General features: G+C 63.3%; 18 protein-coding genes. 11 read left to right on the forward strand and 7 right to left on the reverse strand.

The features are described from left to right. Positions 1-5: 5 nt before the first annotated feature. Entirely contained in the window at positions 6-1,640 is a 1,635-nt protein-coding gene (locus BM408_RS00065) for a ShlB/FhaC/HecB family hemolysin secretion/activation protein (protein ID WP_175541631.1), read from the reverse strand. Between the two features lie 557 nt (positions 1,641-2,197). Between BM408_RS00065 and BM408_RS00070 the strand changes: the two genes are divergently transcribed. The 9 genes from BM408_RS00070 (at position 2,198) to budA (ending at position 10,160) form a co-directional block, all read left to right on the forward strand. Then, on the forward strand, positions 2,198-3,106 hold the full coding sequence (locus tag BM408_RS00070; protein WP_092125697.1) for a CgeB family protein: 909 nt from the start codon (positions 2,198-2,200) through the stop codon (positions 3,104-3,106). A 113-nt stretch (positions 3,107-3,219) separates the two neighbouring features. Then, positions 3,220-4,251, forward strand: coding sequence for a winged helix DNA-binding domain-containing protein (locus BM408_RS00075; RefSeq protein WP_175541632.1), 1,032 nt, complete (start codon positions 3,220-3,222; stop codon positions 4,249-4,251). A gap of 219 nt (positions 4,252-4,470) precedes the next feature. Further along, positions 4,471-4,974 (forward strand): (2Fe-2S)-binding protein, encoded by a 504-nt coding sequence (locus BM408_RS00080; protein WP_092125701.1) that lies wholly within the window; start codon positions 4,471-4,473, stop codon positions 4,972-4,974. Then, positions 4,971-7,169: a xanthine dehydrogenase family protein molybdopterin-binding subunit gene (locus BM408_RS00085; RefSeq protein WP_092125704.1), complete on the forward strand. Its 2,199-nt coding sequence runs from the start codon at positions 4,971-4,973 to the stop codon at positions 7,167-7,169. Before BM408_RS00080 ends, BM408_RS00085 begins: the two co-directional genes overlap by 4 nt. Before the next feature lie 7 nt (positions 7,170-7,176). Beyond that, positions 7,177-7,614, forward strand: a complete 438-nt coding sequence (gene soxX, locus BM408_RS00090) for a sulfur oxidation c-type cytochrome SoxX (protein WP_092125706.1) — start codon at positions 7,177-7,179, stop codon at positions 7,612-7,614. Positions 7,615-7,618: 4 nt separating this feature from the next. Continuing rightward, the gene (locus BM408_RS00095; protein WP_092125708.1) at positions 7,619-8,092 is read left to right on the forward strand and encodes a SoxY-related AACIE arm protein; all 474 of its coding nucleotides are present in this window, start codon (positions 7,619-7,621) and stop codon (positions 8,090-8,092) included. Beyond that, positions 8,092-8,415, forward strand: coding sequence for a thiosulfate oxidation carrier complex protein SoxZ (gene soxZ / locus BM408_RS00100; RefSeq protein WP_092125710.1), 324 nt, complete (start codon positions 8,092-8,094; stop codon positions 8,413-8,415). Before BM408_RS00095 ends, soxZ begins: the two co-directional genes overlap by 1 nt. Further along, entirely contained in the window at positions 8,412-9,188 is a 777-nt protein-coding gene (gene soxA / locus BM408_RS00105) for a sulfur oxidation c-type cytochrome SoxA (RefSeq protein WP_092125712.1), read from the forward strand. Before soxZ ends, soxA begins: the two co-directional genes overlap by 4 nt. Before the next feature lie 96 nt (positions 9,189-9,284). Next, positions 9,285-10,160, forward strand: coding sequence for an acetolactate decarboxylase (gene budA, locus BM408_RS00110; RefSeq protein WP_175541633.1), 876 nt, complete (start codon positions 9,285-9,287; stop codon positions 10,158-10,160). A gap of 56 nt (positions 10,161-10,216) precedes the next feature. Here budA and BM408_RS00115 read toward each other — a convergent pair whose 3' ends face one another. Next, positions 10,217-11,017 carry an SDR family NAD(P)-dependent oxidoreductase gene (locus tag BM408_RS00115; protein WP_092125716.1) on the reverse strand — a complete coding sequence of 267 codons (801 nt, stop codon included), beginning with the start codon at positions 11,015-11,017 and terminating at the stop codon, positions 10,217-10,219. Positions 11,018-11,119: 102 nt separating this feature from the next. Here BM408_RS00115 and BM408_RS00120 point away from each other — a divergent pair, with 102 nt between their 5' ends. Both BM408_RS00120 and BM408_RS00125 read left to right on the forward strand, forming a co-directional pair. Next, positions 11,120-12,124, forward strand: a complete 1,005-nt coding sequence (locus tag BM408_RS00120; RefSeq protein WP_092125719.1) for a GlxA family transcriptional regulator — start codon at positions 11,120-11,122, stop codon at positions 12,122-12,124. A gap of 144 nt (positions 12,125-12,268) precedes the next feature. Then, the gene (locus tag BM408_RS00125) at positions 12,269-13,420 is read left to right on the forward strand and encodes an ABC transporter substrate-binding protein (RefSeq protein WP_175541634.1); all 1,152 of its coding nucleotides are present in this window, start codon (positions 12,269-12,271) and stop codon (positions 13,418-13,420) included. Positions 13,421-13,460: 40 nt separating this feature from the next. On the opposite strand, the gene BM408_RS00130 is transcribed toward BM408_RS00125, so the two are convergent. From BM408_RS00130 to aceE, 5 genes are all read right to left on the reverse strand, one after another. Then, positions 13,461-14,885, reverse strand: coding sequence for a reverse transcriptase family protein (locus BM408_RS00130; RefSeq protein WP_092125724.1), 1,425 nt, complete (start codon positions 14,883-14,885; stop codon positions 13,461-13,463). A 381-nt stretch (positions 14,886-15,266) separates the two neighbouring features. Beyond that, complete coding sequence (gene lpdA, locus BM408_RS00135; RefSeq protein ID WP_092125726.1) at positions 15,267-17,105, reverse strand: dihydrolipoyl dehydrogenase; 1,839 nt, start codon at positions 17,103-17,105, stop codon at positions 15,267-15,269. After that, positions 17,102-17,692, reverse strand: coding sequence for an Ntn hydrolase family protein (locus BM408_RS00140; protein ID WP_092125728.1), 591 nt, complete (start codon positions 17,690-17,692; stop codon positions 17,102-17,104). The genes lpdA and BM408_RS00140 overlap by 4 nt, the downstream gene beginning before the upstream one ends. A 3-nt stretch (positions 17,693-17,695) precedes the next feature. Next, positions 17,696-19,336, reverse strand: a complete 1,641-nt coding sequence (aceF, locus tag BM408_RS00145) for a dihydrolipoyllysine-residue acetyltransferase (protein WP_092125731.1) — start codon at positions 19,334-19,336, stop codon at positions 17,696-17,698. Positions 19,337-19,389: 53 nt separating this feature from the next. Next, on the reverse strand, positions 19,390-22,113 hold the full coding sequence (gene aceE, locus BM408_RS00150; RefSeq protein ID WP_092125733.1) for a pyruvate dehydrogenase (acetyl-transferring), homodimeric type: 2,724 nt from the start codon (positions 22,111-22,113) through the stop codon (positions 19,390-19,392). Between the last annotated feature and the right edge of the window lie 327 nt (positions 22,114-22,440).

Genomic DNA, 22,440 nt, shown 5'->3' on the forward strand with positions numbered 1-22,440 from the left:
CAATTTCAGAACCGCACAAGCAGTGAGCCCATGAGGCGGGGGTCTTTGCCCTGCCCCTGCGCCTGGTAGCTCGCAATGGACTTGGTCAGCGGCCACGCCGCCTCGATCGCGGCCACCACATTTCTTTCAAAGAAAAGGCGCAAACCCAGGCCGGCGGACGCCAGGCTCTGGCTTGAAGGCGTGCCGGGCGTGACGCTGCCCACCTTCCACACCTTGCCGATGTCGTAAAAACCAAAGGCCTGCCAGGATCGGATACCCGGCGTGCTGGAGGCGCCGACATAACGCGGCTCAATACGAAACGCCAGCGCGCGTTCACCCACCATTTCGGCTGGCTCATAGGCCCGCCCAAACCGGCGCCCGCCCAGTGCGTACTGCTCTGACGAAAGCAGCGGCGTATTGGCCCACTGGCCACCGGCGCCCACGGTGAGGGAAACATTCGGGCTAACGAATTGCGAGCGCTCGTAGTCGAAAGACAGCTTGTTGAACACACCCTTGGCGCCGGCCCGGCTCTTGAGCAGGTCGGACTCCTTCGTGCCTCCCAGGCCCTGGCTGAAATCCACGTCCAGGGAGTTCTGCCCGTCCAGGCGGTCCAGCACGCGCCAGCTGATGCCTACGCGCAGCGCACGAATGCGGTCTTCAATCACGCGGGTGCCCAGCACGTTGGTGTGCACATCCGAGTGGTCATACACCGCGCGCGCAATCACGCTTTCATTGCGGGTTCTCAGCAAGGGGTAAGAAGCCGACAGCGACACCGTGTCCGCATCACCGCGCACGTCAAAGGGCGCGAGCACATCGCCCGGCTGTGTGCGCGCCCGCGAGACGGAAGCAGACAGCTTGAGCCCCTCCGTCGTCACGACCTGGCTGTAAGAGAGCTGCGCATACGACATTTCGGAGTTGCCCGTGCCAACGCCGACAAAACGCCACTGGTCGTTCACGCCCAGCAACTGGTTGCCGGTCACGGCCACCGTCACCTGCCCCGGCCCGAGGTATTTGGAGCCGTAATTGTCGATGGCGGCAAAGCCCTCCACCCGCTTGATGCTGGCCACCAGCGTGAGATCGGCCGCGCCCGGGGTTTTTGATGGAGACAGCACGCTGCGCAACTCGACGCCGGGCAGGTCGTTGGCCAGCAGCAGGTAGTGCTCCAGCACGGCACCCTTGATGGGCCGCGATGCCGTGATGCGCTCACCGATCAGCGCCAGCTTTTGCGCAATGCGCGGGTTGACGCCCTCTGCCGTCTGGACATTGACGCGCTCGATATAGCCTTCAATCACGCGCAAGGTAAGCGTGCCATCAGACAGCGATTGCGGCGGCACCACTACCAGGGAAAGGATGTAGCCCGCGTTGCGGTACATCGCGGTGAGCGATGACGCGAGCTCGAGGATGTCGTTGCCCGTGATCTCACGCCCGGTGTAGGTGTCGGCGCGTGCCTGCAGCACATTGCCCGGCAGCACGGTGGCGCTTTCGATGTGAATGCGCTGCAGCGTGACGCGGATGGACTTGAGCGAGTCGGGCATGGCCTCGACCGGTTCGCTGCGCAGTTGCGCGGGCGGCGGCGCCGGTGTTGCCTCGGGCTGGAAATCAAAACGTTCGCGAAGCCGGCCGGGGTCAATCGTGGGCGGCGGCTGTTGTGCCAGAGACACGGCTGGCGCGGCCAAAAGCACGCCCAGGGCATAAAGAAGAACTTGGTGTATGCCAACACCATCGGTACGCTTCATTGTCCATCCTCGCGGAAAATCCTGATTCAAGGCTCCCTGACACACCCAGGCCGACTATCTCGGCTCTATTTTTCGTGAATTAAGTCACAGTAACCAATTGTGAAACTTGATACAAGCCTGGAAAAAGTGATTAATTGCCGGTCACTTGTGTCATAGTGTTTCGCGATTTTTTTAGTGAGTCCTTGCGGCCTACTTTTAGGATCCATGAATCGGACCGAATTGCTACCTCCGGCTTATTAGCGATGCGCAAATCGCCTGATTGAGCGACCTACATGTTTCAAAATGTTTCCTGCCCTTTTGTAAAGTTTTTGACCCTGACTGCCATCGAACAACGGTAATGACCGGCCCGATGCGCACCGGGCGCATCGAGAATTGCAAGGCCCGAAGCAGGCTGCGTACGCTGCCCTCACCCATTTCCGGGGGCCCGTTGCGGGGCATGCGTTATAAGCGGCAAAGCAAAAACAAAAATCAGGACACGCCCCGTGAAGGTTCACGTCTATACCGATATCGACACCCTGTTCGGCCGTGCCTCGCGCGTGTGGATGGACATGCTGCTGGACACTGGGCATGAGGTTGAATTCATCGACCTGGGCACCAACACCGATGCGCCCTTGCCCAATGTGGGCGCCGCCGACATCAATGTGCTGATTGCCGGCATCTACGCACTCCCCCGCTTTGCAAAGCATGGGCTGCCGAGGCACGGCAAGCATGTGCTCTGGATGTTTGACCCGCTCACCAAAAACGAAGCCTCGGTGCACCGCCACAAGGCCAGCCTGTTTGATGCGCTTGCGCCCCAGTTGCACGCGGTCATGGCCATGGATACGTCCATCGCTCGCTATGTGGCGGCGCATTTCCCCGCGCTTGCCGTCTTCCACCTGCCCTATCTGGTGGACGGCAAACACGTGCGGGCGCCGCTGGCTGAAGCACAGCGAAGCAGAAACATCATCATGCTGGGCGGAGACACCCCGCGCAGGCGCGAAGCCGAGAAACACTTTCTCGCTTCCAGCGCCCCGCTGGAGGTCGAGTTCATCTGGAGCGGCATGTGGGGCGCGGCCCGCGATGCCTGCCGCGCCGGCTCGCGCATCAGCCTGAGCATTCATGCCGATGCGGAGCACACCTACTTCGACCAGTTCCGGGCTTTTGAAACCTGGGCCTCGGGTACAGCAGTCGTCTCCGACCACTTCGAAGGCTGGGCAGATTTCGGCATCGAGCCCGGCGTGCACCTGGCGATGGCCGCCCCGCAAGACATGCCGTCGGTATGCGCGGAGCTGCTGGCCGACGTGCTGCGGCGCGAAGCCATGGTGCAGGCTTCGCAGCAGTTGTTGCGTGAACGGTTTTCACCGGCCGTGTGGCAGGGCCGCATGCTTGCCATGCTCGAAAGCGTCGCCTGAGCTCGCAAGACCTCTCGCGTGAAGAGCTGATCGGCTTGCGCCTGGCAAGCCATAGGCTGGCGTCGCCACTCACAAATAAGCGCATAGAACATGCCGCGCAATGGTCCGGCGCCGTGCAGGCCCAGGAATACACCCATGCGCGTTGGGCCGTCGGCTCCCGGTTTGCGCCGGCTGCCGCCATCACCGACGCCGCCGTTGAACAGGCAGTGGCCAAACGCAAGGTGGTTCGCACCTGGGCCTTGCGTGGCACCTTGCACCTGGTGGCTGCCGCCGACGTGCGCTGGCTGGTGGCGCTGGCGGCGCCCGCGCTGCTGACGAGAACTGCGGCGGCGTATCGGGAAGTGAATCTGGACGCGGCCGCCTTTCGCAAAATCCTTCCCGCCATCCAGCAGTGCCTGGAGGGCGGCCGGCAATTGACACGTGAAGAACTTTTTGCCGAGCTCGCTCGCCGCCGCATCGATACTGAAGGCCACCGCGGCGGACGCATCATGTATCGCGCCGCGCAAACCGGGCTTATCTGCCTGGGCCTGCCGAACGGCAAGCAGGCCACCTATACCCTGCTCGATGAATGGCTGCTGCTGCAAGCGAAAGCACCGGAAGCTTCACGCGAAGACAGCCTCAAGCTGCTCGCGCAGCGCTACTTCGCAAGCCACGGCCCGGCCACGCTGGCTGATTTCATCTGGTGGTCCGGGCTGGCCGTGGGTGAAGCCCGGGCGGCGCTGGAGATGGCGATGCCCAGCCTGACAGAGGGGCTGCATGCGGGCAGCAAAGTCTGGTGGTCGGCACGCAGGCCGGCGCCAACCGCATTACCAGGCAGCACTGCGGTGGTGCATCTTCTCGCCGGCTTTGATGAATATCTTTTGGGCTACACAGACCGCACGCCCATCGTCGACAAGGCACAGGCGGGCAAGGTCATGACACCCAACGGCCTGTTCCGGCCGGCGCTGCTGGTGGGTGGGCGGGTGGCCGGGACCTGGCAAGCGCAAACAAAAAAGAACGCACTCGTCCTGAACATCGCGCCCTTTGCCGCTGCAGCGCTTTCGTCCCGCAAGACCAGCGCTGCCCTGCAAGAGGCGGCGCAGCGCTACGCCGCATTCAACGGCCTCGCACTGGGTGAGATTCGCCAGGGCATTGCACCGAAGTAATTCGTAGAAGTACTTTGTAGTAGTTCGCCGCTGCCGCAGCCATCACGCGCATGCGCGGCAAGGGTTTACCCCATCGAACTTTGCGCGCGGCCGCGAGTCAGCACATTACTCAGGTATAGCGACTGATGGTGCATTTGACATGCCGCAGCGCTACTATCGCCTCCAGTCTTCCGGCCTATCCTGGTTCCCTGGTTCCTTTCAAACAATGAGGAGTGCTCCATGGCAAAACTGAACGTCAACGGTGTCGTGCGTGAGTTTGAGGCGGAGGAGGACACACCGCTGCTGTGGGTCCTGCGCGAGCAGCTCGGGCTGACCGGCACCAAATACGGCTGCGGCATTGCGGCCTGCGGCGCCTGCACCGTGCACCTGGACGGCGTCCCCACACGCAGCTGCGTGCGGCCCATCTCGACGGTGGAGCCGACCGAAAAAATCGTGACCATTGAGGGCCTGTCGCCAGACGGCTCGCACCCCGTGCAAAAAGCCTGGGTCGCGCTGGATGTTCCGCAGTGCGGCTACTGCCAGTGCGGCATGGTGATGGCGGCAGCAGCGCTGCTCAAAGCCAAACCGAACCCGACAGATACCGACATCAACGAAACGATGAGCAACATCTGCCGCTGCGGCACCTACAACCGCATACGCGCCGCTATCAAAGTCGTCGCCGCCGGCGGCGCCACCAAGAGCGCAGCGCTCGCCATCCAGCACACCGATGGGAGCACGACATGAACGCCCCCGCCTCCACATCTCCACGCCTGTCACGCCGCCGTTTCCTGGCATCGGGCGCATCGGCCGGCCTTGTCGTCGCTTTTCACATTCCGTTTGGCAGCGAGGCTCTCGCGCAAGGCGCCGCCTCGCCGGAGATCAACGCCTGGGTCGTTGTAAAGCCCGATGACACGGTGGTGATCCGCATCGCCCGCTCTGAAATGGGCCAGGGCAGCTTGACGGGTCTGGCCCAACTCGTGGCCGAAGAGCTGGAGTGCAACTGGGCCAAAGTCACCACCGAATACCCCACACCCGGCCAGAACCTGGCGCGCAACCGCGCATGGGGCAATTTCTCGACCGGCGGCAGCCGCGGCATCCGCGAGTCGCAAGACTATGTGCGCAAGGGCGGCGCCACCGCCCGCATGATGCTGGTGCAAGCCGCGGCCGACGAATGGAAGGTGCCGGCGTCTGAATGCCGCGCCGCCAACAGTGTCATCACGCACACGCCCACCGGCCGCACCGTGACCTTCGGCAAGGTCGCGGTGGCGGCAGGCAAAGTCACGCCGCCCACCGAGGTCACACTGAAAGACCCGAAAGACTGGAAGCTGGTCGGCAAGCGCCTGGCGCGTCTGGACACGATAGACAAAGTCACCGGCAAGCAGATCTATGGCGCCGACCTCCAGATGCCCGGCCTGCTCAATGCGGCCATCAAGGACTGCCCGGTGTTTGGCGGCAAGGTCAAAAGCTTTAGCGCCGCCGCAATCGAAAAACGCCCCGGTGTGAAGAAGGTGCTGGCGGTAGGCGACAGCGCCGTCGCCGTGGTGGCCGACACCTGGTGGCGCGCCAAGACCGCCCTGGACGCCCTGCCCATTGAATGGGACTACGGCCCCAACGTCGCGAACTCCAGCGCCACTGTGGCCGCGATGCTCAAGGCTGGCCTGGACGCGCCCGATGCGGCCATCGGCAACCAGAACGGCGATGCCAAAGCCGCGCTGGCAACGGCTGCGCGCAAGATCGAAGCGGTGTATTCCTACCCGCACCAGAACCACGCGACCATGGAACCCATGAACGCGACGGCGCGCTGGACACCCGAGCGCTGCGAAGTCTGGACGCCTACCCAAAACGGCGAAGCGGCGCTGGCCGCCACCTCTGAAGCCGCCGGCCTGCCCGCCAGCAAATGCGAGGTCTACAAGATTCACCTGGGCGGCGGCTTTGGCCGGCGCGGCGCGGTACACGACTGGGTGCGCCAGGCGGTGGACATCGCCAAGCAGATGCCGGGCGTGCCGGTCAAGCTGCTCTGGTCGCGTGAAGAAGACATGCTGCATGGCCGCTACCACCCGGTCACGCAGTGCAAGATGACGGCCGGGCTGGATGCGCAAGGCAATGTCACTGCGCTGCACATGCGCATATCGGGCCAGTCCATCCTGGCCGGGGTGTCCCCGCAAAGCGTGCGCAACGGGCTGGACCCGGTGACCTTCCAGGGCCTGAATGCGCCGGGGCCTGAAGCCTCCATCGGCTACAGCTTTCCCAATCTGCTGATCGACCATGCGATGCGCAACCCCAGCGTGCCGCCCGGCTTCTGGCGCGGGGTGAACCTGAACCAGAATGCGATTTACCTGGAGTCCTTCATCGACGAACTCGCCTTTGCGACCAAGCAGGATCCGCTGGCCTTTCGGCGCAAGCTGATGACCAGCCACCCCAAGCACCTGGCCGTGCTCAACGCCGTGGCCGAGCGCGTGAAATGGAATGTGCCGCCGCCTGACGTGGGCGGCCAGAAGGTGTTCCGGGGCCTGGCCCAGACCATGGGCTTTGGCAGCTATGTGGCGGCCTGCGCTGAGGTGTCGGTAAACAGCGAAGGCGAGCTGAAGGTGCACCGTATCGTGGCCGCCACCGACCCGGGTTATGCCGTCAACCCGCAGCAGATCGAAGCGCAGGTTGAAGGCTCCTTTGCCTATGGCCTGTCAGCCGCCCTGTTCGGCGAATGCACCCAGAAAGACGGGCGCATGGAGCAGGACAACTTCAGCACCTACCCAGTCGTGCACATGCAGCACATGCCCAAGGTGGAAACCATCATCGTGGCCTCGGGCGGGTTCTGGGGCGGCGTGGGCGAGCCGACGATTGCGGTCGCGGCGCCGGCGGTGCTCAATGCCGTGTTTGCCGCCACAGGCAAACGCATACGCGACCTGCCGCTGAAGAACCACAGCCTGAAGAAGGCCTGAAGAACGCATGACCTGGCAAGGGGCCATCGCCGGTGGAATGATGATGATGGCGCCCTGTATCAGCTCTGCGCAATCAACGCTGCGTGTAGTTGGCGACGCGATTCCGCAAGCACTGACAAACACGCCCGGTGACGCGGTGCGCGGCCGCGCCATCGTGGGCAACCGCCAGCAAGGCCTCTGCCTGCTGTGCCATACCGGCCCCATTCCCGAAGAGCGCTTTCAAGGCAACCTCGCCCCCGACCTGTCGGGCGCAGGCGCGCGCTGGAGCGAAGGCCAGTTGCGCCTGCGCATTGCCGACGCGCAGCGTCTGAACCCGGCCAGCATCATGCCGTCTTATTACCGCACCGACGGGCTGACACGCGTGGGCGCCAGCTGGCAGGGCAAGCCGGTGCTAGAGGCACAGCAGATCGAAGATGTCGTGGCCTATTTGCTGACACTGAAGTGAATTCATGACCACCGCAAACAGTCTCTACCCGCTCAACCGCCGCCGCATTCTGGCCGGCGCGGCCGGCATGGGCCTCACCGTCATCCTGCGCCCTGCCGCCGCGCAAGCCGATGAGCTGGCGGCGGCGGTGGCGGCCTATACCCAGGGTGCCCAGGTGCGGGCGGGCAAGGTAAAGCTCGATGTGGCCGAGCTGGTAGACAACGGCAATGTCGTGCCCATCACCGTCACGGCAGAAAGCCCCATGACCACGGCGGACCATGTGAAAACCATCGCCGTCTTCAATGCCAAAAACCCCCAGCGCGATGTGGCCCGGTTCACCCTCGGCCCACGCGCCGGCAAGGCCAGCGTGACCACACGCATACGCCTGGCCACCTCACAGCAACTGGTGGCCGTTGCGCAGATGAGTGACGGCAGCTATTGGTCGCACACAGTGAATGTCATCGTGACGCTGGCTGCCTGCATCGAGGGAGAAGCCTGATGGCCCGCACCCTCATCAACGCGCCGTCAAGCGCAAAGCGCGGCGAAGTCATCGAGATACGCGCCACCATAGGCCACCCGATGGAAACCGGCTTTCGCCCCGGTGAAGACGGCAAAACCCTGCCGCGCAACATCATCCAGCGCTTTAGCTGCCGCTACAACGGCGAGACGATCTTCAGCGCCGAGCTGTTCTCTGCCATTTCGGCCAACCCCTATATCGCCTTTCACACCGTCGCCACCGAGACCGGCACCCTGGTGCTGAGCTGGGAAGGCGACAACGGTTTTGCGCAGACTGAAAGCATCAGCCTGGCCGTCACGGCATGACGCGGGCTTTCGCTGGGCTGCTGTTTTTACTCTTCGCCGCCGGGCACGCCGGCGCGCAAACGGCCCCCGCCGACACCCGCCGCTCGGGCTACGACTTCATGGGCGCCTCCACCCAGGCCATGCAAAAGGACGACACCCTCAACCCCGGCATGCTGTGGGTCAAGGATGGCGAGGTCTTGTGGAACCAGGCCGCGGGCGCCAGCGGCAAGGCTTGCGTGAGCTGCCATGCGGCGGCGCAAAGCAGCATGCGCGGCGTGGCGGCGCGCTACCCGGCGTTTGACGCGGCGCTGGGCCGCCCCGTGACCCTGAGCCAGCGCATCAACCAGTGCCGCCAGCAGCACCAGCTGGCCGCGCCGCTGCGCGCCGAAAGCCAGGAGCTGCTGAGCCTGGAAAGTTTTGTGGCGCTGCAATCACGCGGCATGCCCATGGCGCCGCCCGACGACGCCCGCCTGGCGCCGTTTCGCGAGCGCGGCGCGCAGCTCTTTGCACAGCGCATCGGCCAGCTGAACCTCTCGTGCGCGCAATGCCATGACGGCCTGGCCGGCAGGCGCCTGGCCAGCAGCATGATCCCTGAAGCACACCCCACCGGCTACCCGGTGTACCGGCTGGAGTGGCAGGCGATGGGCTCCTTGCAGCGCCGGCTGCGCGGCTGCATGAGCGGTGTGCGCGCCGAGCCTTTTGCCTATGGCGCGCAGGAGCTGGTGGAACTGGAGCTTTACCTGAACGCCCGCGCGAAAGGCATGCCCCTGGAGTCGCCCGGCGTACGGCCCTGACAGACAAAGCGTCAGCGCTTAGGGCTTCACCGGTTGCCTTTGTGCAGGCCGCCGCATACGATGGCCCGGCAACAAACAACTACAGAGGGAATTGGGATGATGACGGACACGCCATTGGCTTTTGCGCAGAAATCTTCGTGCTCGTCGCTGCGAACGGCCATCAGGCGAGGACGGGTGTTTGGCCTGCTTGGGCTGGCCAGCTTCGCAATCGCCCTGTCGGGCTGCGCGACTGTCACGTCCGCAGAGGCCGACAAACCCGCGCTCTACGTCTACTCCACCATCGACGCCCTGCTGTCGGGCGCCTACGACGGCGAGCTCACTGTCAAACACCTGGTCAGCAAGGGTGACTTCGGGCTGGGCACCTACAACCGGCTGGATGGCGAGATGCTGGTGTTGGGCGGCGTGCCCTATCACTTCACGGCGGACGGCGCCGTCACGGTTGCCAAACCGGACGACAAGATCCCGCTGGCCTATGTGCTGCCCTTCAGGCCTACCCATCGTTTTACGCTGGCGGGTTCGCCCACGGCCATGTCGCTGACAGACATCGAGGCCGCCATTGACGCGCGCCTTCCGAACAAGAACCTGTTTTACGCCGTCGACGTGACGGGGCAATTCACCGGCATCACCACCCGGGCGATTGCCGCGCAGACCCGGCCTTATCGCCCACTGGCCGAGCTGGTGAAGACCCAGGTTCTCTTTCCGCGGGATGCCGCCACCGGCACCATGGTCGGCATCCGCAGCCCGGCCTTCAGCAAGGGCGTGAGCGTTCCGGGCTGGCACTGGCATTTCATTTCGACCGACAGGTCCTACGGCGGCCATGTGCTGGCCATCGGCCTGGTGAACGCCGTCGCCAGCGTCACGCCGTCGCACAAGGTAGACCTGGATCTGCCGGCAAACGAAGACTTCGCCAACTCGGACCAGACCAAGGACAGGTCCGCCGAGCTTCACCAGGTCGAAAAGCAGCAAAAGTAGCCCGGCAAACAGCCAGACTGCCGTTTTTCTCGGGTGAATCCTGCCGGCACCCGATTTCAGGCCGCCTGGTAGCGTTGCGCGGCCTTTTGCAAAGACAAATTCGGCCCCATTGCCAGGCGCGCAGCCGAAAGGGCTTCCCACTGCGCGACGTCGGGCAATGACGGAATGGTCACCAGCTCGCGCTGATCAAACCCGCTCAAGGCCGCATCCACCAGCTCGTCCGGCTGCATCACGATGTGCTGCGGCAGGTGCTCAACAGGCACACCTGCGCGGTTCCAGAACGGCGTGCTGATCGCACCCGGCAAAACGGCCTGCACCTGCACGCCCTTGGCGCCTACCTCATGGTGCAGCGACTGCGTGAACGCCAGCACATAGGCCTTGGTGCCGCCGTAGACGCCGTTGAGCAGCTCGGGCGCCAGCGCCACGATGGAAGCGATGTTGATGACCGCACCCTGCCCGCGCGCCAGCAAACCCGGCAGCGCGGCCCGCGTGAGGCGGGTCAGGGCCACCACGTTGAGCTGGATCATCTCGTCCATGGCGTCGGCGCTGGAATCCACCAGCGGCGCGGTGGCGCCCAGGCCGGCGTTGTTGACCAGCAGGGTGAGGCCCTTGTCGGCCGCCAGGCGTTCTTCGACCTTCAGCATTCCGGCCTTGGCGGTCAGGTCGGCCGGCAGGGCTTCGACCTTGCGGCCGGTTTGTGCGGCCAGCTGCTGCGCCAGGCCCTGCAGGCGCTGCTGGTCGCGCGCGACCAGAACCAGGTCGTAGCCGCGGCGGGCCAGGCGGTCTGCGTAGATCGCGCCTATGCCGGAGGAAGCGCCGGTGATGAGGGCTGTGCCCTTGGAGGTAGGGGTGGTCATGGGGTTTCCTTTGTAGGGGTATCGATATGGAGGATGGACTGCAACCAGTTTAGGGAGCTACCATCTGTCCTAAAGGACCTATAACCCTTAATTTGGGACATCATGAAAAAACGCATTGGATTTCTTGTCGCGCCAGGCTTTCAGATCCTGGACATGGTGGCCGTCACGGTGTTTGAGCTGGCCAACACCGAGATGACCGAAGCCGCCGGGCCCATCTATGACATCGTCATGCTGTCGGAGCACGGCGGCGCGGTGGCCAGTTCGTCCGGCGTGAAAATTGAGACCAAGCCATTCCGTCAGGCCCGGTTTGACACGCTGCTGGTGACAGGAGCGCTGCGCGTTGCGCCCGCCTCCCCCGCCTTGCTGACGTATTTGCGCAAGGCAGGCGCTGCGTCACGGCGCGTGGCCAGTATTTGCACCGGCGCTCACACGCTGGCCGAGGCCGGCCTGCTGGACGGCCGGCGCGTCACCACGCACTGGTGTTTTGCGCGCGAGCTGCAGCGGCTCTTTCCCAAAACGCGTGTGGAAGAAGACCGCATCTTCATCCAGGACGGCCCGGTCTGGACATCGGCGGGCATGACGGCCTGCATCGACATGTCGCTGGCACTGGTGGAGGCCGATCTCGGTGTGGAGGTTTCACGCGCTATCGCCAAAACCATGGTCGTGTACCACCGCCGCAGCGGCGGCCAGTCGCAGTTCTCGGCCCTGCTGGAGCTGGAGCCCAAGTCGGACCGCATCCAAAACGCCCTGGCTTACGCCAAAAACAACCTGCGCAAAAACCTGGGCGTCGAGGAGCTGGCAGATGCGGCCAACTTGAGCCGCCGCCAGTTCAGCCGAAGTTTTCGCGCCGAGACCGGGCAGTCGCCGGCGCGCGCCGTCGAAACCCTGCGGGTCGAGTCGGCCCGCGCCATGATTGAAAGCAGCAGCCACCCCATCGAAATCGTGGCGCGCGAAAACGGCTTTACCGATCCGGAGCGCATGCGCAGGGCCTTCATACGCGCCTTCGGCCAGCCGCCACAGGCCATCAAGCGCGCGGCGCGCATACAAACACAAACACAAACACAAACACAAACACAAACACAAACACAAACACAAACACCCGCCTGAGGCCTCTCACCGGCCGGCGGCCATGTGCGCCGCCTCATGTTGATTCAACGATCAAGATTGATCGAAGATTTTTGCGGCCCTAGGATGCCAGCGGGTTCAATCTCGTCCCCGTATCGGTCTAATCATCCTCAGCACATCCTCAGCATGCACAACTCATTGATCAACTGGAAATCCGCCTTGCGTTACGGTATCGCCGCCAGCCTGGGCCTGGCATTCGCCCTGCACGCGTACGCACAACAAGACATCGTGGTCGGCCACGTCGCCGGCTTCACAGGGCCGGTGAAAAAAGACGCCAGCGAGATGAACCTGGGCGCAACGGTGGCCTTCGCCGCCGTGAACAGCGCCGGCGGCTTCAACGGCCGCAAGTTCCGCATCATCCAGGCAGACGACCACTACAAGCCGGATGAAACCGTGACCGAGATCAAGGCCATGGCCGACAAAGTGGTGGCGCTGCTCCCGGCCACCGGCTCCGCCAATATGGACAAGGTGCTCAAGTCGGGCGTGCTGGACAACGTGACCCTGCCCCTGGTGGGCACCATCCCCAGCCCTGAATCCATACGCACGCCGCTGCACCGCAATGTGTTTCACTTTCGCGCCGGCGACCGCGACCAACTGGAGAGGATGGTCGAGCAGCTGACCACCGTGGGCATGACCAAGATCGGCGTGCTGGCCTCCAAGAACACCGCCAGCGCCGAGCGCGTGGCCATCATCGAGCAGGCTTTGCAGCGGCGCAACCTGAAGCTGGCAGCCAATGGCTTGTTCACCGTGACAGCCAAAACCGACTTCTCGCCGGCGATCAGCGAACTCAACGGCAAAGGCATACAGGCCGTGATCCTGATCGGCCCGCCCAGCCCCATCGCCGACCTGGTGAAGGAAGTGCGGGGGCAAGGCATCAGCGCGCAGCTGCTGTCTATTTCTTATGCCGATGCCGCGCTGGTGACACAAGTCGCCGGGCTGGAGCTGGCGCGCGGCTTCATCATCGCGCAGGTGCTTCCCAACCTGAGCAACAACACCAAAGGGCTGATCACCAGCTTTCGCGAAGACTTCAAGAAATACTCTAACTCCAAGGACGCCCCCACCCACTTCAACCTGGAGGGCTACATCAGCGCCAAGCTGATCGTCGAAGCAATCCGCCGCAGCAAGGACGCCACACCCGAAGGCGTGCGCAAGGGCCTGGAGATGCTGCAGAAGTACGACATGGGCGGCTACACCGTGGACTTTTCACCGGCGCAGCACACAGGCTCGCGCTTTGTGGACCTGGCGGTGATTTCGCGTGACGGGCGGTTGATGTATTAGCCGACCTGCTAACGAAGACGGATCTTCTGCCCTGGATCGTTCAGTTTGCCCAGTCGATCTTGTCAAACAGGCGCATGAGCCTGGCCTGGCGCGTCATACTGAATTGTCCGACCCAGCCGATCCGACCCAGCAGATGTGAGCGAAAGTCGGCAAGCCGCTCCTTGTTTTGAGACGCCTGCCCGTGCAGCGCGCTTTGATGCAAACACGCTTTAAGCCGATCGAAATCATCACGTGGCACATTCGGGCGAACATTGACAACGACGCCGGTCACGCGCTGGCGCTGATGCCGGGGCAGGCAGCGCGTCTTGTCGGGGTGCAAGGCAAAGCCTTCATCCCGCACGATCTCCGCAACCCAGGCGTGCAAGGCGCGAAACTGCAGGCGCAGCGATGCGGGGCCTGAAAACACCAGGTCATCGGCATAGCGCGTGTAACTCGCACCAAACACCCAGGCCAATCCCTCAAGCCGCAAATCGAGATTGAAAGCACAGAGGTTGGCCAGCGCCGGGGAGGTCGGCGCGCCCTGCGGCAAATGCGCGGAAGCAAGGCGCTTGGCGCCCATCCAGTCAAGCCCGCCATCGTCGCGCAAGCGCTCGATGACCATCCCTGCCGTGTGGTGGGTGCAGAGCGCGGTGAGGCTTCGCGCCACACCCTCGGGGTAACCCAGCGTGCGCCAGACGGCGTTGACCTGGGCGGCTCCTATGCTGCCAAAGAAATCGCGCAAGTCAAAACGGATCACCACGGCTTGGCCCACATGGGCAGCCGCATGCGTTTTGACGGAGCGGCCGGCGGTAAAACCGTGCGCGGCCTCATGCACCGGTACCTCGCTCAGCAGCGCATGCAGGATGTGGCGCTGTACACGCTTGAGTTCGACCTTGGGTGTCTCCAGCAAACGCAGGCCGCCCGCCTGCTTGGCCTGCAGGCTGTAACGGTAGTGCTCGACAACTGGCCGCGTCGCCGGCGCCAGCCAGCGCAGTTGCTCGCGTGAGAGCTGGAGCCAGCGCGCCAGATCGGCATCGGTGGTGATGTCGGGCAAGGTGCACGCTTGCAGTCCCAGCGGCCGGGGCCGCATCGCCGGCGGACGCAGGATCAGCCGGCGAATGCGCGGCGGCCTTTCCGGTTCGGGGTCATCGCGGTCGTCGATCGCCTGCGAGGCTTGCGGCTCACTGGAATCGGCCTCGCCGTCTTCGTCTTCATCGTCGTCTTCATCCCCAAAAGCCAGGCCAAAGGCAGGTGAGTCCTCCAGCCGCCGTGCAAGCGAGGTGATGTCAAATTTCTGCCAGGTGATGGGTGACAGGAGCGTCAGCGGCTGAAGCAACTCCCGAAGCCACGCGGGGCGCTGCCCGAGTGCCGCCGCGGCCCTGGCCTGAAGTGCAGGCAAGGCGGTTCCACCCGGTTTGCCTGCATCGGCGAGCAGTGCGCGAGCCAGGCCGCGTGCAATCAAATGTCGGAAGCGGGTTTCGCGCATGGAATTGGGTTGACACCAGCATCCCAACCAGCAGGTCCCGCGTGAGCTGGGTGCGCAGAATGCGCAGGCCGCTCACGCGCCGAAATCGCAGAGTACAAAACAACCATGGGGGTACCCCATGGTGCGGACGGGCAGCAACGAATCGCATTCCGCTCGCAACACTTGGAATGCTGGCGTCGTCGAAATTCTAATGGCATGCCCCCGGCAACACGCTACTGTTCGACGCCAAGTGGGCAGTAAACAACGAGGGAATGCCTCTTTACCTCCCGCCTCAGGTGCGCAAAAGAAGTAGTTCAGGCTCTCTCGGCCGTTGCTGGCATTCAAAATTCAGGCAGAAAAAAGCCCGGGCAAGCCGGGCTTTTTGTTTGCGTGGCGCGCTGCTTACTTGCGCGCGGGCGGCAAGTCGGTGCAGCTGCCGTGCGCCACTTCCGCGGCCATGCCCATGCTTTCGCCGAGTGTGGGGTGCGGGTGGATGGTCTTGCCGATATCGACGGCGTCGGCGCCCATTTCAATGGCGAGCGCGATCTCGCCGATCATGTCGCCGGCATGGGTGCCGACAATGCCGCCGCCCAGGATCTTGCCGTGGCCGTGTGCTTCCGGGCTGTCGTCAAACAGCAGCTTGGTGAAGCCTTCGTCGCGGCCGTTGGCAATGGCGCGTCCAGACGCCGTCCAGGGGAACAAGCCCTTTTTGACCTTGATGCCTTGGGCCTTGGCTTGGTCTTCGGTGAGGCCGACCCAGGCGATTTCAGGGTCGGTGTATGCGACGCTGGGGATCACGCGTGCGTTGAAGGCCGCGCTGGCGAGTTCCTTGTTGCCTTGCAGTTCACCAGCAATGACTTCTGCCGCCACGTGGCCTTCATGCACGGCCTTGTGTGCCAGCATGGGCTGGCCGACGATGTCGCCGATGGCGAAGATGTGCGGCACGTTGGTGCGCATCTGGATGTCGACGGGGATGAAGCCGCGGTCGGACACGCTGATGCCGGCCTTTTCGGCGGCGATCTTCTTGCCGTTGGGGGTGCGGCCCACGGCCTGCAACACCAGATCGTAGGTTTGCGGCGCCGGGGCGCCCTCGCCTTCAAACGTGACTTCAATACCGGCCTTGGTCGCCTTGGCGCCCACGGTTTTGGTCTTGAGCATGATGTTGTCAAAACGCGGTGCGTTCATCTTCTGCCAGACCTTGACGAGGTCGCGGTCGGCGCCTTGCATCAGGCCGTCCATCATTTCAACCACGTCAAGGCGCGCGCCCAGCGTGGAATACACCGTGCCCATTTCCAGGCCGATGATGCCGCCGCCCAGGATCAGCATGCGCTTGGGGACTTCTTTCAGAGCCAGCGCGCCGGTGCTGTCCACCACGCGTGGATCATCCGGCATGAAAGGCAGGCGCACGGCTTGTGAACCCGCCGCGATGATGCAGTTCTTGAAGGCGATGGTTTGCTTCTTGCCGGTCTTTTCCTGGCCCTCGGCTCCAGCGGTTTCTTCGACCTGCAGGTGGTTGGCGCCGACAAACTGGCCCAAGCCGCGCACAACGGTGACCTTGCGCATCTTGGCCATGGCCGTGAGCCCGCCTGTGAGCTTGCCGACGACTTTTTCCTTGTGCGTACGCAGCTTGTTGATGTCGAGCTTGGGCTCGCCAAAACTCACGCCCAGGCTGTCGAAATGCTTGACCTCGTCCATCACTGCGGCCACGTGCAGCAGTGCCTTGGAAGGAATGCAGCCCACGTTGAGGCACACGCCGCCCAGCGTGGCGTAACGCTCTACCAGCACGACCTTCAGGCCCAGGTCGGCAGCACGGAAAGCGGCGGAATAGCCGCCGGGGCCGGCGCCGAGAACCAGCACGTCGCAATCCAGGTCGGCCGAGCCGCTGAAGCTGGCGGCGGCTGGCGCGGGCGCGGCAGCTGCGGCCGCCGGAGCGGCCGGGGCCGCAGACGGTTTCTTCTCCGGCGCAGGCGTGGGCACTGGAGCGGCAGCGGCGCCGGATGCTTCGATCGTCAGCACCACGGAACCCTGCTTGACCTTGTCGCCAAGCTTGACCTTGACCTCTTTGACCACACCGGCAGCCGACGACGGGATTTCCATCGAGGCTTTGTCGCTTTCCACCGTGATCAGGCTTTGCTCGGCCTTGATGGTGTCGCCGGCCTTGACCAGCACTTCAATCACGGACACTTCGTCAAAATCGCCAATGTCCGGCACCTTGATGTCTACCAGGCTGGATGCACTCATTTGGAGGCTTTCAATTTAAGGGTGAATATGTCTATCGGTCCGGCGGAGTTCTTGTCGAACTCGCAACCTGCGCTGAGGCCGGCCAGGGCCACCTCGCGCGCCGTCTTGGCTTTGTCCCATGCGGCATGCATGGCGCCCAATGCAAAGCTGCGGCCTGAGCCAATGCCCCAGAATTCCTTGAACTCAAAGACTTCGCGGTAGCTGTAAAGGCCGTAGATGCCGCTGGCATTGGCGATGACCACCGTGAACTGGCTGGACTCGTAGGGATCGTTGTCATCTTCCTTGGTCTGCAGGAAGAAAGTTTCTTTCAGCATGGGGTGCAGCTTGACGAAGGTGTCGAACACCTCGTCGCGCGAACCCAGCTTGAGCTGCTCTTTGGGCAAGGCCGCCATGGCCTTGCGCAGCACCGGAAAATGCGCCACCGTGCCGGCCATGCCCACATAGCTCATGCCGGCGGGCGTGTCGACCTTGAATATCTTGCTGTTGGCCTCAAAGCGGTGCGTCAGGCTGGTATCGCCGAAGGTCACCAGCGTGTCGGCCGCGATGGCAACCTGCCCCGCTTTCTTGACAACTACTAGCGTGGTCATGCTTTACAACAAGACTCGGCGGAAGTCGGCGAGGATTTGCCCCAGGTAGGCGTTGAAGCGCGCGGCGCCGGCGCCGTCGATCACGCGGTGATCCCAGGCCAGCGACATCGGCAGCATCAGGCGCGGCTGGAAGGCCTTGCCGTCCCAGACCGGCTCCATCTGGCTCTTGGACACGCCAAGGATGGCGACTTCAGGCGCATTGATGATGGGTGTGAAGTAACGCCCGCCAATGCCGCCCAGCGACGAAATGGTGAAACTGGCGCCCTGCATTTCGGCAGGGGTGAGCTTGCCGTCGCGGGCCTTCTTGGCCAGCTCGCCCATTTCCTGGCTGATCTGCAGAACACCCTTCTTGTCGGCGTCCTTCAGCACGGGAACGACCAGGCCGTTGGGCGTATCAGCCGCAAAACCGATGTGGTAGTACTGCTTGTAGACAATTTGGTCGCCGTCCAGCGAGGCATTGAACTCGGGGAATTTCTTCAGCGCCGCAACGCTGGCCTTGATCAGGAAAGCCAGCATGGTGACTTTGAGGCCGGCCTTTTCGTTTTCCTTGTTGGTCGAAACGCGGAAGGCCTCCAGCTCGGTGATGTCGGCGTCGTCATGGTTGGTGACGTGCGGGATCATCACGTAGTTGCGCAGCAGGTTGGCGCCGCTGATCTTCTTGATGCGCGACATGTCCTTGCGCTCGACCGGGCCGAACTTGGTGAAGTCGACCTTGGGCCACGGCAGCAGGTCAAGCCCTGCGCCGCCGCCCGACGATGCGGGCGCCTTCGCGGCCTGCGCCTGGGTGCGGACGCTGCCGTCCATCACCGACTTGGTGAAGGCCTGGATGTCGTCTTGCGTGATGCGGCCTTTGGGGCCGCTGCCTTTGACTTCTGCCAGCGGCACGCCGAGCTCGCGCGCGAACTTGCGCACCGAGGGTGAGGCATGCGGCAGGTTGCCTTGGGGCGCGACGGTGGGGTCATGGGCTGGCTGGCTCGCGGGGGCCGATGCGGCAGCCGGTGCAGGCGCAGCGGCTGCGGCCGGCGCGGCCGGGGCAGCAGCGGGCGCTGGTGCCGCAGCGGCCGGTGCGCTCGCCACAGAGCCTTCCAGGATAGCCACAAGGTCGCCGATATTGACGACGTCGCCCATCTTGACCTTGAGCTCTTTGAGCACACCCGCGGCGGACGACGGGATTTCCATCGAGGCCTTGTCGGACTCCACCGTGATCAGGGATTGCTCGGCCTTGATGGTGTCGCCGGGCTTGACCAGCACTTCAATGACGGACACGTCCTTGAAGTCGCCGATGTCGGGGACGCGGACTTCCACCGGGCCGGAAGCTGCGGGTGCTGCGGCGGGCGCCGGTGCGCTGGCCGCAGGGGCTGCGGGCGCGGCGGCCGGTTTTTCGGCTGAAGGTGCGGCTTCAGCGCCGGCCACTTCCAGCGTCAAAACCACTGAACCCTGTTTGACCTTGTCGTCGAGCTTGACCCTCAGTTCCTTGACCACACCTGCGTGGCTGGAGGGGATTTCCATGGAGGCCTTGTCGGACTCCACGGTGATGAGCGATTGCTCTGCTTTCACGGTGTCGCCGGCTTTGACCAGCAATTCAATCACCGTCACTTCGTCGAAATCCCCGATATCAGGAACTTGAATGTCTACCACTGCCATATTCTTGTCTCCGGTTGCTTCAGGCGTCTGGGCGTCTACGTCAGGGTTTTAACTCAAGCGTAAAGCGGGTTGATCTTGTCGACATTGATGCCGTACTTCTTGATGGCTTCGGTCACCTTGGCGACCGGCACCGTGCCCTCTTCGCTGAGCGCCTTGAGCGCCGCCACGACGATGTAGTGGCGGTTGACCTCGAAGTGCTCGCGCAGCTTGCTGCGGAAGTCGCTGCGGCCGAAACCGTCGGTGCCCAGCACCTTGTAGGTGCGTCCCTTGGGCATATAAGGCCGGATCTGCTCAGCGTAGGCCTTCATGTAGTCGGTCGATGCGATGACGGGGCCGGTGTGCTTTTCAAGCTGCTCGGCCACAAACGGCACCTGGGCTTTTTCGGTGGGGTGCAACAGGCTCCAGCGTTCGGCGTTCTGGCCGTCGCGGGCCAGTTCATTGAAGCTTGGGCAGCTCCACACATTGGCGGCAACGCCCCACTCTTTCTCGAGCAGCTCCTGTGCGGCAATGGATTCGCGCAGGATGGTGCCGGAGCCCAGGAGCTGCACGCGCGGCGTGAGCTTGGCGCCCTCTTTGCAGAGGTACATGCCCTTGATGATCTGCTCTTCGGTGCCGGGCTTGAGACCGGGCATGGCGTAGTTTTCGTTCAGCAGCGTGAGGTAGAAGTACACGTTGTCCTGCTTTTCGACCATGCGCTTCAGGCCATGGTGCAGGATGACGCCGACTTCATGCGCAAAGGTCGGGTCGTAGCTGATGCAGTTGGGGATGGTGCCGGCCAGGATGTGGCTGTGGCCGTCTTCGTGCTGCAGTCCTTCGCCGTTCAGCGTGGTGCGGCCCGAAGTGCCGCCCAGCAGGAAGCCGCGCGCCTGCATGTCGCCGGCCGCCCAGGCCAGGTCGCCGACACGCTGGAAGCCGAACATCGAGTAGTACACGTAGAACGGGATCATGATCCGGTTGTTGGTGCTGTACGAGGTGGCGGCCGCGATCCAGCTGCTCATGCCGCCGGCTTCGTTGATGCCTTCCTGCAGGATCTGGCCCTGTTTGTCTTCCTTGTAGTACATGACCTGGTCTTTGTCGACCGGCGTGTACTTCTGGCCGTCAGGGTTGTAAATACCGATCTGGCGGAACAGGCCTTCCATGCCGAAGGTGCGGGCTTCGTCGACCAGGATAGGCACAACGCGCGGGCCCAGGGCCTGGTCGCGCAGCAGCTGCGTGAGGAAGCGCACATAGGCCTGTGTGGTCGAGATTTCGCGGCCTTCGGCCGTGGGCTCGATCACCGACTTGAAGGTCTCCAGCGCCGGCACGGTGAACTGCTCGTCGGCCTTGACGCGGCGGTGCGGCAGGTAGCCACCCAGCGCCTTGCGGCGCTCGTGCAGGTAGCGCATCTCGGGCGTGTCGTCGGCCGGCTTGTAAAACGGGATGTCGGCGAGCTGGCTGTCGGGGATGGGGATGTTGAAGCGGTCGCGGAAGGCCTTGATGTCTTCGTCGGCCAGCTTTTTGGTCTGGTGGACGTTGTTCTTGCCTTCACCGATCTTGCCCATGCCAAAGCCCTTGACGGTCTTGATCAGCAGGACGGTGGGTTGGCCTTCATGTTTGACGGCCGCATGGAAGGCCGCATAGACCTTTTGCGAATCGTGACCGCCGCGGCGCAGGTTCCAGATGTCGTCGTCGCTCATCTTGGCGACCATCTCGAGCGTGCGTGGGTCCTGGCCGAAGAAATGCTTGCGAACGTAGGCGCCGTCGTTGGCCTTCATGGCCTGGTAGTCGCCGTCCAGCGTGTCCATCATGACCTTCTTGAGCGCGCCGTCTTTGTCGCGGGCCAGCAGTGGGTCCCAGTTGCTGCCCCAGATGAGTTTGATGACGTTCCAGCCGGCGCCGCGGAACTCACCTTCGAGCTCCTGGATGATCTTGCCGTTGCCGCGCACCGGGCCATCGAGGCGCTGCAGGTTGCAGTTGATGACGAAGACGAGGTTGTCGAGCTTTTCACGTGCGGCCAGGCCGATGGCGCCCATGGATTCGACTTCGTCCATCTCGCCGTCGCCGCAGAAGACCCAGACCTTGCGGTTTTCGGTGTTGGCAATGCCGCGGGCGTGCAGGTATTTGAGGAAGCGGGCCTGGTAGATCGCCATCAATGGGCCCAGGCCCATGGAGACGGTGGGGAACTGCCAGAACTCGGGCATCAGCTTGGGATGCGGGTAGCTGGACAGACCCTTGCCGTCGACTTCCTGGCGGAAGTTGAGCAGTTGCTCTTCGGTCAGGCGGCCTTCAAGGTAGGCGCGGGCATACACGCCGGGCGACACATGGCCCTGGATGTAGAGGCAGTCGCCGCCGTGGTTTTCGCTCTCGGCGTGCCAGAAATGGTTAAAGCCGGCGCCGAACAGGCTGGCCAGCGAAGCGAAGGAGCCGATGTGACCACCCAGGTCGCCGCCATCAGCGGGGTGCAGACGGTTGGCCTTGACCACCATGGCCATGGCGTTCCAGCGCATGTAGGCGCGCAGGCGTTCTTCGATCTCAAGGTTGCCGGGGGAGCGTTCTTCGTGGTCGGCTTCAATGGTGTTGACGTAGCCCGTGTTGGCCGAGAAAGGCATGTCGATGCTCTTCTGGCGGGCGTGTTCCAGGAGTTGCTCAAGCAGGAAGTGGGCGCGCTCAGGGCCTTCGCTTTCGATGACGGCGGACAGCGCGTCCATCCATTCACGGGTTTCCTGGCTGTCTTTGTCCAGCGCGTCGTTGGCGGCGGCGCGCAAGTTGTCGCCGGCTTGGGTGGGGTTGGCAGCCATTTTTTGTCTCCTGGGTAGCCTGATAAAGCTTGTTAACCTGCAACACAGCCTCTTGTCGGGGCTGCGCGCAGCACCTGTGTCGGATTTGGTCTAAACGTGTTGTAAACGCAATTTAGATTCAAGTCTCTAGTTTCTCACAATATTCCACAGATTTCAAATCGTGCTTATTGGTTTCATATTAAGAAATTTATAAACACAAACGAAACGGCTTGTGAACCAAGCCGAAAGCAATCTGAATCGCAAAACAGGAGATCCCCAAGGTCGCGCAAGCGCCAGGTTTCTCCTTAAAAGGCGAGGGTCAACGCAGCTCTGCGAAGGCATCTCACT

This window comes from Polaromonas sp. YR568 (assembly GCF_900116715.1).
Classification (GTDB): Bacteria; Pseudomonadota; Gammaproteobacteria; order Burkholderiales; family Burkholderiaceae_C; genus Polaromonas.

Excerpts from the sequence above, each read along its gene's own strand:
- BM408_RS00080 (WP_092125701.1), top strand. The coding sequence starts at position 4,471 with ATGGCAAAACTGAACGTCAACGGTGTCGTGCGTGAGTTTGAGGCGGAG.
- BM408_RS00085 (WP_092125704.1), top strand. The coding sequence starts at position 4,971 with ATGAACGCCCCCGCCTCCACATCTCCACGCCTGTCACGCCGCCGTTTC.
- soxX (WP_092125706.1), top strand. The coding sequence starts at position 7,177 with ATGACCTGGCAAGGGGCCATCGCCGGTGGAATGATGATGATGGCGCCC.
- BM408_RS00095 (WP_092125708.1), top strand. The coding sequence starts at position 7,619 with ATGACCACCGCAAACAGTCTCTACCCGCTCAACCGCCGCCGCATTCTG.
- soxZ (WP_092125710.1), top strand. The coding sequence starts at position 8,092 with ATGGCCCGCACCCTCATCAACGCGCCGTCAAGCGCAAAGCGCGGCGAA.
- soxA (WP_092125712.1), top strand. The coding sequence starts at position 8,412 with ATGACGCGGGCTTTCGCTGGGCTGCTGTTTTTACTCTTCGCCGCCGGG.
- budA (WP_175541633.1), top strand. The coding sequence starts at position 9,285 with ATGATGACGGACACGCCATTGGCTTTTGCGCAGAAATCTTCGTGCTCG.
- BM408_RS00115 (WP_092125716.1), bottom strand. The coding sequence starts at position 11,017 with ATGACCACCCCTACCTCCAAGGGCACAGCCCTCATCACCGGCGCTTCC.
- BM408_RS00120 (WP_092125719.1), top strand. The coding sequence starts at position 11,120 with ATGAAAAAACGCATTGGATTTCTTGTCGCGCCAGGCTTTCAGATCCTG.
- BM408_RS00125 (WP_175541634.1), top strand. The coding sequence starts at position 12,269 with ATGCACAACTCATTGATCAACTGGAAATCCGCCTTGCGTTACGGTATC.
- BM408_RS00130 (WP_092125724.1), bottom strand. The coding sequence starts at position 14,885 with ATGCGCGAAACCCGCTTCCGACATTTGATTGCACGCGGCCTGGCTCGC.
- lpdA (WP_092125726.1), bottom strand. The coding sequence starts at position 17,105 with ATGAGTGCATCCAGCCTGGTAGACATCAAGGTGCCGGACATTGGCGAT.
- BM408_RS00140 (WP_092125728.1), bottom strand. The coding sequence starts at position 17,692 with ATGACCACGCTAGTAGTTGTCAAGAAAGCGGGGCAGGTTGCCATCGCG.
- aceF (WP_092125731.1), bottom strand. The coding sequence starts at position 19,336 with ATGGCAGTGGTAGACATTCAAGTTCCTGATATCGGGGATTTCGACGAA.
- aceE (WP_092125733.1), bottom strand. The coding sequence starts at position 22,113 with ATGGCTGCCAACCCCACCCAAGCCGGCGACAACTTGCGCGCCGCCGCC.